Here is a 9,875-nt window from a genome sequence, read left to right as displayed (position 1 = left end):
ACCATCCGAAGATGGACGGGGTATCAACTAATCTGGCGTTGATTTTTGGCACGCTGTTGAGTTCTCAAGGTGCGGACGCTTCCTTCGTTCCTGTTTCCAGGCCCTCCGGGCGCTTCCTTCGTTTCCGACTCTATCAGATCTTTCCGATCCGATTTCCTCGGTGCTTTCCGGTCCCTTTTGTTTTCACTCCGGGGGCCTTTCGGCGTTTCCGACTTTATCAGAAGATCTGAGTCGGATTTCCCGCCTTCCCTGGAACCGTTCCTGCGCACAGTGGCGCCGGGTGGTTCCCGATCTGGCGGAGCCGTAAACGTACTGGAGCGGGGCGCCCCGATGCAAATCGAGGCGCCCCGCTCCGGAACCGTGCTGGTCAGACCTCTACGACGACCGGAAGGATCATCGGGCGGCGGCGGTAGGTGTCCGAGACCCACTTGCCGACGCTGCGGCGGATCAGCTGCTGGAGCTGGTGGGGTTCGACGACGCCGTCCTGGGCCGACTTGTTCAGGGCCTGGTCGATCTTCGGGAGCACCGCGTCGAACGCGGAGTCCTCGATGCCCGAGCCCCGGGCGTGGACGTGCGGGCCGCCCACGATCTTGCCGGTCGAGGAGTCGACCACCACGAAGACCGAGATGATGCCCTCCTCGCCGAGGATGCGGCGGTCCTTGAGGTGGGTCTCGGTGACGTCGCCGACCGAGAGGCCGTCGACGTACACGTAACCCGCCTGGACCTTGCCGGTGATCCGGGCGCGGCCGTCGACCAGGTCGACGACGACGCCGTCCTCGGCGATGACGATGTGGTCCTTGGGGATACCGGTCATCGCGCCGAGCTCGGCGTTGGCGCGCAGATGGCGCCATTCACCGTGGACCGGCATGAGGTTCTTCGGGCGGCAGATGTTGTAGAAGTACAGCAGCTCGCCGGCCGAGGCGTGGCCCGAGACGTGGACCTTGGCGTTGCCCTTGTGGACGACGTGCGCGCCCCAGCGGGTCAGGCCGTTGATCACGCGGTAGACCGCGTTCTCGTTGCCCGGGATCAGGGACGACGCCAGGATCACGGTGTCGCCGGGGACGATCCGGATCTGGTGGTCGCGGTTGGCCATGCGGGACAGGGCCGCCATCGGCTCGCCCTGGGAACCCGTGCAGACCAGCACGACCTCGTCGTCCGGGAGGTCGTCGAGGGTCTTCACGTCCACGACGAGACCGGCCGGGACCCGCAGATAGCCCAGGTCACGGGCGATGCCCATGTTGCGGACCATCGAGCGGCCGACGAAGGCGACCCGGCGGCCGTACTCGTGGGCGGCGTCGAGGATCTGCTGGATGCGGTGCACATGGCTGGCGAAGCTCGCCACGATGATGCGCTTCTGGGCGTTCGCGAAGACCGTGCGCAGGACGTTGGAGATGTCCTTCTCCGGCGGGACGAAGCCCGGGACCTCGGCGTTCGTCGAGTCGGACAGCAGAAGGTCGATGCCCTCCTCGCTGAGCCGCGCGAACGCGTGCAGGTCGGTGAGGCGCCCGTCCAGCGGGAGCTGGTCCATCTTGAAGTCGCCGGTGGCGACGACCATGCCCGCGGGGGTGCGGACGGCGACCGCCAGCGCGTCCGGGATGGAGTGGTTGACCGCGATGAACTCGCAGTCGAACGACCCCAGGACCTCCCGGTCGCCCTCCTTCACCTCAAGGGTGTAGGGGCGGATGCGGTGCTCCTGGAGCTTGGCCTCGATCAGCGCCAGGGTCAGCTTGGAGCCGATCAGCGGGATGTCCGGCTTCAGGCGGAGCAGATAGGGGACGGCACCGATGTGGTCCTCGTGGCCGTGCGTGAGCACGATGCCTTCGATGTCGTCGAGACGGTCCCGGATGATGGTGAAGTCCGGGAGGATCAGGTCGACGCCCGGCTGCTCCTCTTCGGGGAAGAGGACGCCGCAGTCGACGATGAGCAGACGGCCGTCGAACTCGAAGACCGTCATGTTCCGGCCGATCTCGCCGAGCCCGCCGAGCGGGATGACGCGCAGGGCGCCCTTCGGCAGCTTCGGCGGGGCGCCGAGTTCAGGATGCGGATGACTCAAAAGACTCTCCTCACCATGCGCGCCACGTACCTTCCCGGCACGTGGCGCGCATGACATTCGTGCACTTGCTGTTGTCTGTATTCAATTGTGAAGTCTGATGTCAGAGTTCTACCCCGCCGGCCGCGAGGTCGACCTTGAGCTGTTCGGTCTCCTGTGCGGAGAGCTCGACGAGCGGCGGTCGCAGCGGTCCTGCGGGGAGGCCCTGGAGGGTGAGCGCCGCCTTGGTGGTCATGACGCCCTGGGTGCGGAACATGCCCGTGTAGACGGGGAGCAGCTTCTGGTGGATCTCGGTGGCCTTCTGGACCTCGCCGCCCAGGTGGGCGTCGAGGAGGGCGCGGAGTTCCGGGGTGGCGACGTGGCCGACGACGGAGACGAAGCCGCAGGCGCCGACCGAGAGCAGGGGCAGGTTGAGCATGTCGTCGCCGGAGTACCAGGCGAGGCCGGAGCGGGCGATGGCCCAGCTGGCGCGGCCGAGGTCGCCCTTGGCGTCCTTGTTGGCGACGATGCGGGGGTGCTCGGCGAGCCGGACGAGGGTCTCGGTCTCGATGGGGACGCCGCTGCGGCCGGGGATGTCGTAGAGCATCACGGGCAGGCCGGTGGCGTCGGCGATGGCCGAGAAGTGCCGGTACAGGCCCTCCTGCGGGGGCTTGTTGTAGTACGGGGTGACGGCGAGGAGGCCGTGTGCGCCGTCGCGCTCGGCGGTGCGGGCGAGCTCCAGGGAGTGGTGGGTGTCGTTGGTGCCGATGCCCGCGACGACATGGGCGCGGTCTCCGACCGCCGCCAGGACCGCTCGTACCAGCTCCGATTTCTCCGCGTCGCTGGTGGTGGGGGACTCGCCGGTGGTGCCGTTGATGACGAGGCCGTCGTTGCCCGCGTCCACCAGGTGGGTGGCGAGTCGCTGGGCGCCGTCGAGGTCGAGTGCGCCGTCCGCCGTGAAGGGCGTGACCATGGCGGTGAGGACCCGCCCGAAGGGGGTCTGCGGAGTGGAGATCGGAGCCATGGGTAACACGCTACTCGCTGCTCAGCGCCGGGTGTCCCCTCGGGGGACGGGAGAAAGGGAGCCCGGCGCTGCCTGCTCGGGGGTTCAGGCAGCGCCGGGTCCGTTTGATCAGCCTAGATGAACTTCGTGAAACGTCGCAATACGGACACTTCGCGTCGAGCGTTCGGACATCTGTGCCCTATGGGGCCACACGGCCGTTCTTGTTGAAGGCCGCGTGGGTCAGCGGCATCAGCCGGGCCCAGTGCTCCTCCATCTTCTCGCCGACCATCTCGATCTCCCGCTGCGGGAAGGACGGGACCGCGGCCAGCTCGTGCTGGGTGCGCAGGCCGAGGAAGTGCATCAGCGAGCGCGCGTTGCAGGTGGCGTACATCGAGGAGAAGAGACCGACCGGGAGGACCGAGCGGGCGACCTCGCGGGCGACACCGCCGGCCAGCATCTCCTGGTAGGTCGCGTAGGCCGTCCGGTAGGACTCCTCCATCGTCCGGCTCACCAGATCGTGTTGCTCCTGGGTGCCCTCGACGAAGACGTACTTGCCGGGGCGGCCCTCCTGGACCAGCCTGCGCTCGGTGTCGGGGACGTAGAAGACCGGCTGCAGCTCCCTGTAGCGGCCCGACTCCTCGTTGTACGACCAGCCGACGCGGTGCCGCATGAACTCGCGGAACACGAAGATCGGGGCGCTGATGAAGAAGGTCATCGAGTTGTGCTCGAACGGGCTGCCGTGGCGGTCCCGCATCAGATAGTTGATCAGGCCCTTCGATCGCTCGGGGTCCTTGTGCAGCTCTTCGAGGGACTGCTCGCCCGCCGTGGAGACCCGGGCCGCCCACAACACGTCGGAGTCGGTCGCCGCGCTCCTGACCAGATCGACGGTGACATCGCTCCGGAAGTCGATCTTCATGTTCTCGGTGGGGCTGTCGCTCACCAGCGGTCCTTCCGTTCAGGGGTGCAGTCGACCACTCTAACGACGTCCTACCGGAGGATGAGATGCGGCCACTTCGGTGAAATAGGGCACCAAAACCCCGGTTCCGTCGTCTCTCCCTGTGTAAGGACGACGACAACCCGAGGAGAGTGGCTCTGATGTTCCGCCGGAAAGAGGCCGTACCGTTCGCGTTCGTCGCGGAGGCCGACCACTTCCGCAGCAACGTCGCTCCGCCACCCCGTGAACGTCTCGGCGCCTCGCAGATCGTGGGCCGCGCCCTGCTCGGTCTGACCGTCGCGGCCGGCCTCGTCGGATCGGTGATCTTCGGGATGCCGTCCCTGCAGTCGGGCGAGTCCGCCACTCACCAGCAGCAGTCCGAAGCCTCCGACAACCGCTGAGGTAGCCTCACCGGGCACCGCCCCTTCGAGCGTGCTTGTGAGTGAGGACCTGTCGTGCCCCTGCCCTTTCTGACGGCCGACCGTGCTTTTGACACGACCGACCCCGTCGCCCTTCCGTTCGACGACCACGACGAGTGGCGCCGTCCGTACCGGCCCGGGTCCTGGCGGGTCGGGGCGGCGGCGCTCGCGCTGCTGCTCGCTTCCTTCGTGCTGCTGGCCGCCGTGATCATCGCCGCCGCCGGAACCTTCGGCGGCGCGGTCGCCACCCTCGGTGTCGCCGCGCTCGTCATCGTGGGCGCCCTGCGGATGCTCCGTATGGGCGCCTGGGTGAGCCGTGCGGGTGTCCGCCGGGTCTCCTTCTTCTCGACCAGGACCGTGCCGTGGACCAAGGTGACCTCCCTGCGGACCGTCCAGCAGCCGGTGCGCTGGCTGGGACTCCCCCGGACGGTCCAGGGCCAGGCCCTGGTGCTCGACCGCCCGGCCGGTGAGCGGCTGCTGCTGCTCAGCGACCACGACGCCGACTTCCTCTCCCGGATCGAGGCCTTCGACCGGGCGGCCGACACGGTCGAGGCCTGGAACGCCGAGTACGGTACGGCCCCGGCCGCCACGCGCTGACCTCAGCCGCGCGCGACGGCCCGCGCCGTCGCTCAGACGCCCGCCGGGCGCCCCTCGTGGAGGGCGATGGCACGCTGCATCGCCTTGCGGGCCCGGGGGGTGTCGCGGGCGTCGTGATAGGCGACCGCGAGCCGGAACCAGCAGCGCCAGTCGTCCGGCGAGTCCTCCGTCTCGGCCTTGCGCCGGGCGAAGACCTCGTCGGCCGAGTCCCGGTCGATCCGGCCGCCCTGGGTGCGCCTCAGCTCGTCGACGGGCAGCCCGCCCTCGGCCTCCAGCTCGGCGGCGAGCCGGTTCGCACCACGGGCGAAACGGGTGTTCTTCCAGAGGAACCAGCCGCCGACGCCCGGCAGCAGGAACGCCACCGCGCCCAGTCCGACGGCGACCGGCTCCCCGGTGAGAATCAGCAGGACGCCCTCCATCGCCACCACCCCGAAGACCAGCACGAGGACGGTGGCAAGGAAGACGTACGTGATCTTTCCGCCCATGATCAGCCCAGGTCCAGGAAGTGTTCCAGGCCGAAGGTGAGGCCCGGAGCACCGGTCACCCGGCGGACGCCGAGCAGGATGCCCGGCATGAAGCTGGAGTGGTGCAGCGAGTCGTGGCGGACCGTGAGGGTCTCGCCCTCGCCGCCGAGCAGCACCTCCTGGTGGGCCAGCAGGCCCCGGAGCCGTACCGAGTGGACCCGTACGCCGTCCACGTCCGCGCCGCGCGCGCCCGCCGGGCCGGTCGCGGTCGCGTCCGGCTGGGCGCCCAGACCGGCCCCGGCACGGGCGGCGGCGATCAGCTGGGCCGTCCGGGTCGCGGTGCCGGAAGGGGCGTCCACCTTGTTCGGGTGGTGCAGCTCGACGACCTCGACGGACTCGAAGTACGGGGCCGCGAGCTGGGCGAACCGCATGGTGAGGACCGCGCCGATGGAGAAGTTCGGAGCGATGAGGACGCCGGTCCCCGGGGAACCGGCGAGCAGGCCCTCCAGCCGCGCGAGGCGCTCCTCGGTCCAGCCGGTGGTCCCGACGACCGCGTGGATGCCGTGGCGCACGCAGAAGTCGAGGTTGTCCATGACCGAGTCGGGGGTGGTCAGCTCGACGGCCACCTGGGCGCCCGCCTCGACGAGGCGCTCCGGGTCGTCGCCACGGCCCAGGGCCGCGACCAGCTCCATGTCCTCGGCGGCCTCGACGGCCCGGACGGCCTCGGAGCCGATGCGGCCCCGGGCACCGAGGACCGCCACGCGCAGCTTGCTCATTGCTCTGAATTCCTTAGGGGCTCGGGGTCAGGAGACCGCGTGGTGGAGGCGGTCCGCCTGCTTGTCCTTCAGCGGGCCGATCACCGAGAGCGAGGGCCGCTGGTCCAGTACATCGCGGGCGACCTCGCGGACCTCGTCCGGGGTCACGGCCGCGATCCGGTCCAGCATGTCGTCGACCGACATCTGGGTGCCCCAGCACAGCTCGCTCTTGCCGATGCGGTTCATCAGCGCGCCGGTGTCTTCGAGACCCAGGACGGTCGAGCCGGACAGCTGGCCGACGGCGCGGGCGATCTCGTCGTCGGTGAGGCCCTCGGTGGCGGCCTTGTGCAGCTCGTCGCGGCAGATCTGGAGGACGTCGTGGACCTGGCCGGGGCGGCAGCCCGCGTACACCCCGAAGAGACCGCAGTCGGCGAAGCCCGAGGTGTACGAGTACACGCTGTAGGCCAGGCCGCGCTTCTCGCGGACCTCCTGGAAGAGCCGGGAGGACATGCCGCCGCCGAGGGCGGTGTTCAGCACGCCGAGGGCCCAGCGGCGCTCGTCGGTGCGGGCCAGACCCGGCATCCCGAGGACCACGTGGGCCTGCTCGGTCTTCCGGTTCAGGAGCTCGACGCGGCCCGCCGTGCGCAGGGCGCGGCTGCCGGTCCTGGGGGCCACCGGGACGGCGTCCGTACGGCTGAGGGCGCCGGCCTTCTCGAAGGCGCGGCGGACCTGGCGCACGACCGTGGCGTGGTCGACGTTGCCCGCGGCGGCGACGACCAGATGGGTGGGGTCGTAGTGCTTCTTGTAGAAGCGGGCGATCTGGCCCCGGCTGAGGGCGTTGACCGTGTCGACGGTGCCGAGGACCGGGCGGCCCAGCGGGGTGTCGCCGAACATGGTCTGCGCGAACAGCTCGTGCACCACGTCACCGGGGTCGTCCTCGGTCATCGCGATCTCTTCGAGGATGACACCGCGCTCGGCGTCCACGTCCTCTTCGAGGATGAGCGAGTCCGTGAGCATGTCGCAGACGACGTCGATCGCCAGCGGCAGGTCGGTGTCGAGGACCCGGGCGTAGTAGCAGGTGTACTCCTTCGCCGTGAAGGCGTTCATCTCGCCGCCGACCGCGTCGATCGCGGCGGAGATGTCGAGGGCGGACCGCTTGTGGGTGCCCTTGAAGAGGAGGTGCTCCAGGTAGTGGGTGGCACCGCCGAGCGCCGGGGTCTCGTCGCGGGAGCCGACGTGCGCCCAGATGCCGAAGGTGGCGGAGCGGACCGAGGGAAGGGTCTCGGTGACGATCCGGAGGCCCCCGGGGAGGGTGGTGCGCCGGACCGTGCCGATGCCGTCCTTGCCCGGGAGAAGCGTTTGGGTACGGGCGACGGCCCGCCCCTCCGAAGAGGGGCGGGCCGTCGCGCGGGAACTACGGGACGTCACTTGGCAGCGTCGTCCTTGTCACCCTCGGCGGCGTCCTCGTCCGCGATCACGGGGATCAGGGAGAGCTTGCCGCGCTGGTCGATCTCGGCGATCTCGACCTGGACCTTGGAGCCGATCGCGAGCACGTCCTCGACGTTCTCCACGCGCTTGCCACCGGCGAGCTTGCGGATCTGCGAGATGTGCAGCAGACCGTCCTTGCCGGGCATCAGGGAGACGAAGGCACCGAAGGTGGTGGTCTTGACGACCGTACCCAGGTAGCGCTCGCCGACCTCCGGCATGGTCGGGTTGGCGATCGCGTTGATCGTGGCGCGGGCGGCCTCGGCCTGCGAGCCCTGCTGGGCACCGATGTAGATGGTGCCGTCGTCCTCGATCGTGATGTCGGCGCCGGTGTCCTCCTGGATCTGGTTGATCATCTTGCCCTTGGGGCCGATGACCTCACCGATCTTGTCCACCGGGATCTTGACGGTGATGATCCGCGGGGCGTTCGGGGACATCTCGTCCGGAACGTCGATCGCTTCGTTCATCACGTCGAGGATGTGCAGACGCGCGTCGCGGGCCTGCTTCAGCGCGGCGGCCAGGACCGAGGCGGGGATGCCGTCGAGCTTGGTGTCGAGCTGGAGGGCGGTCACGAACTGCTTCGTGCCGGCGACCTTGAAGTCCATGTCGCCGAACGCGTCCTCGGCACCGAGGATGTCGGTGAGGGCGACGTAGTGCGTCTGGCCGTCGATCTCCTCGGAGATCAGACCCATGGCGATACCGGCGACGGCGGCCTTCAGCGGCACACCGGCGTTCAGCAGCGACATGGTGGAGGCGCAGACCGAGCCCATGGACGTCGAGCCGTTGGAGCCGAGGGCCTCGGACACCTGGCGGATCGCGTAGGGGAACTCCTCGCGGGTCGGGAGGACCGGCACGATGGCGCGCTCGGCGAGCGCGCCGTGGCCGATCTCACGGCGCTTGGGCGAGCCCACGCGGCCGGTCTCGCCGACGGAGTACGGCGGGAAGTTGTAGTTGTGCATGTAGCGCTTGCGGGTCACCGGGGAGAGGGTGTCCAGCTGCTGCTCCATGCGGAGCATGTTGAGGGTGGTGACGCCCAGGATCTGGGTCTCGCCACGCTCGAACAGCGCCGAGCCGTGCACGCGCGGGATGGCCTCGACCTCGGCCGCGAGCGTACGGATGTCCGTGAGGCCACGGCCGTCGATGCGGACCTTGTCCTTGATGATCCGCTCGCGGACCAGCTTCTTGGTCAGCGCACGGTACGCGCCGGAGATCTCCTTCTCGCGGCCCTCGAAGGCCGGGAGGAGCTTCTCGGCGGCGAGCTCCTTGACGCGGTCGAGCTCGGTCTCGCGCTCCTGCTTGCCCGCGATGGTGAGCGCCTTGGTCAGCTCGCCCTTGACGGCGGCGGTGAGCGCCTCCAGGACGTCGTCCTGGTACTCCAGGAAGACCGGGAACTCGCCGGTGGGCTTGGCGGCCTTGGCGGCGAGGTCCGACTGGGCCTTGCAGAGGGCCTTGATGAAGGGCTTCGCGGCTTCGAGACCGGCGGCGACGACCTCCTCGGTCGGCGCCTCGGCACCGCCCTTGACGAGCTCGATGGTCTTCTCGGTGGCCTCGGCCTCGACCATCATGATCGCGACGTCGCCGTCGTCCAGGACGCGACCGGCGACGACCATGTCGAAGACGGCGTCCTCGAGCTCGGTGTGCGTCGGGAACGCGACCCACTGGCCCTTGATCAGGGCGACACGGGTGCCGCCGATCGGGCCGGAGAAGGGCAGGCCGGCCAGCTGCGTGGAGCAGGAGGCGGCGTTGATCGCGACCACGTCGTACAGGTGGTCGGGGTTGAGCGCCATGATCGTCTCGACGATCTGGATCTCGTTGCGCAGGCCCTTCTTGAAGGAGGGGCGCAGCGGCCGGTCGATCAGACGGCAGGTGAGGATCGCGTCCTCGGAGGGGCGGCCCTCCCGGCGGAAGAAGGAGCCGGGGATCTTGCCGGCCGCGTACATCCGCTCCTCGACGTCCACCGTGAGGGGGAAGAAGTCGAGCTGGTCCTTGGGGCGCTTCGAGGCGGTGGTCGCGGAAAGGACCATCGTCTCGTCGTCCAGGTAGGCGACGGCGGAACCGGCGGCCTGCTTGGCGAGGCGGCCGGTCTCGAAGCGGATGGTGCGGGTGCCGAAGGTGCCGTTGTCGATGACGGCCTCGGCGTAGTGGGTCTCGTTCTCCACTAGTGGTTTCTCCTACGTGTTCGTCTTTGC

10 protein-coding genes are annotated in these 9,875 nt (G+C 69.2%); 3 read left to right on the top strand and 7 right to left on the bottom strand.

Annotated elements, in window-relative coordinates:
• Positions 1 to 230, top strand: a 230-nt coding sequence (locus ACFXGN_RS24780; RefSeq protein ID WP_384863022.1) for a hypothetical protein, incomplete at its 5' end; no start/stop codon positions are given.
• A gap of 137 nt (positions 231 to 367) precedes the next feature.
• Here ACFXGN_RS24780 and ACFXGN_RS24775 read toward each other — a convergent pair.
• From ACFXGN_RS24775 to thyX, 3 genes are all read right to left on the bottom strand, one after another.
• Positions 368 to 2,053, bottom strand: coding sequence for a ribonuclease J (locus tag ACFXGN_RS24775; RefSeq protein ID WP_384863019.1), 1,686 nt, complete (start codon positions 2,051 to 2,053; stop codon positions 368 to 370).
• A 100-nt stretch (positions 2,054 to 2,153) separates the two neighbouring features.
• On the bottom strand, positions 2,154 to 3,053 hold the full coding sequence (dapA, locus tag ACFXGN_RS24770) for a 4-hydroxy-tetrahydrodipicolinate synthase (RefSeq protein WP_384863016.1): 900 nt from the start codon (positions 3,051 to 3,053) through the stop codon (positions 2,154 to 2,156).
• Positions 3,054 to 3,231: 178 nt separating this feature from the next.
• Positions 3,232 to 3,972, bottom strand: coding sequence for an FAD-dependent thymidylate synthase (gene thyX, locus ACFXGN_RS24765; protein ID WP_351795820.1), 741 nt, complete (start codon positions 3,970 to 3,972; stop codon positions 3,232 to 3,234).
• A 155-nt stretch (positions 3,973 to 4,127) separates the two neighbouring features.
• On the opposite strand from thyX, the gene ACFXGN_RS24760 reads away from it, so the two are divergent.
• Entirely contained in the window at positions 4,128 to 4,367 is a 240-nt protein-coding gene (locus ACFXGN_RS24760) for a hypothetical protein (protein WP_384863013.1), read from the top strand.
• A 54-nt stretch (positions 4,368 to 4,421) separates the two neighbouring features.
• A complete protein-coding gene (locus tag ACFXGN_RS24755; protein WP_384863011.1) occupies positions 4,422 to 4,982 on the top strand; it encodes a hypothetical protein in 561 nt (186 codons plus the stop codon).
• Positions 4,983 to 5,014: 32 nt separating this feature from the next.
• Here the strand turns inward: ACFXGN_RS24755 and ACFXGN_RS24750 are convergent, their stop codons facing one another.
• From ACFXGN_RS24750 to ACFXGN_RS24735, 4 genes are read right to left on the bottom strand one after another with little or no spacing between them, the layout of a single operon-like run.
• A complete protein-coding gene (locus tag ACFXGN_RS24750) occupies positions 5,015 to 5,467 on the bottom strand; it encodes a hypothetical protein (protein WP_384863008.1) in 453 nt (150 codons plus the stop codon).
• A gap of 2 nt (positions 5,468 to 5,469) precedes the next feature.
• Positions 5,470 to 6,222, bottom strand: coding sequence for a 4-hydroxy-tetrahydrodipicolinate reductase (gene dapB / locus ACFXGN_RS24745; RefSeq protein WP_384863007.1), 753 nt, complete (start codon positions 6,220 to 6,222; stop codon positions 5,470 to 5,472).
• Positions 6,223 to 6,249: 27 nt separating this feature from the next.
• On the bottom strand, positions 6,250 to 7,629 hold the full coding sequence (locus tag ACFXGN_RS24740) for a M16 family metallopeptidase (RefSeq protein WP_384863004.1): 1,380 nt from the start codon (positions 7,627 to 7,629) through the stop codon (positions 6,250 to 6,252).
• The gene (locus ACFXGN_RS24735; RefSeq protein ID WP_384863001.1) at positions 7,626 to 9,845 is read right to left on the bottom strand and encodes a polyribonucleotide nucleotidyltransferase; all 2,220 of its coding nucleotides are present in this window, start codon (positions 9,843 to 9,845) and stop codon (positions 7,626 to 7,628) included. The genes ACFXGN_RS24740 and ACFXGN_RS24735 overlap by 4 nt, the downstream gene beginning before the upstream one ends.
• Positions 9,846 to 9,875: the final 30 nt, after the last annotated feature.

The sequence above is a fragment of the Streptomyces sp. NPDC059247 genome, from assembly GCF_042754005.1.
In the GTDB taxonomy this organism is placed as follows: domain Bacteria; phylum Actinomycetota; class Actinomycetes; order Streptomycetales; family Streptomycetaceae; genus Streptomyces.
This window is presented reverse-complemented; position numbering and strand designations above follow the sequence as displayed.

Coding starts and splice junctions, on each gene's coding strand:
- dapA (WP_384863016.1), bottom strand. CDS start 3,053: ATGGCTCCGATCTCCACTCCGCAGACCCCCTTCGGGCGGGTCCTCACC.
- ACFXGN_RS24760 (WP_384863013.1), top strand. CDS start 4,128: ATGTTCCGCCGGAAAGAGGCCGTACCGTTCGCGTTCGTCGCGGAGGCC.
- ACFXGN_RS24750 (WP_384863008.1), bottom strand. CDS start 5,467: ATGGGCGGAAAGATCACGTACGTCTTCCTTGCCACCGTCCTCGTGCTG.
- dapB (WP_384863007.1), bottom strand. CDS start 6,222: ATGAGCAAGCTGCGCGTGGCGGTCCTCGGTGCCCGGGGCCGCATCGGC.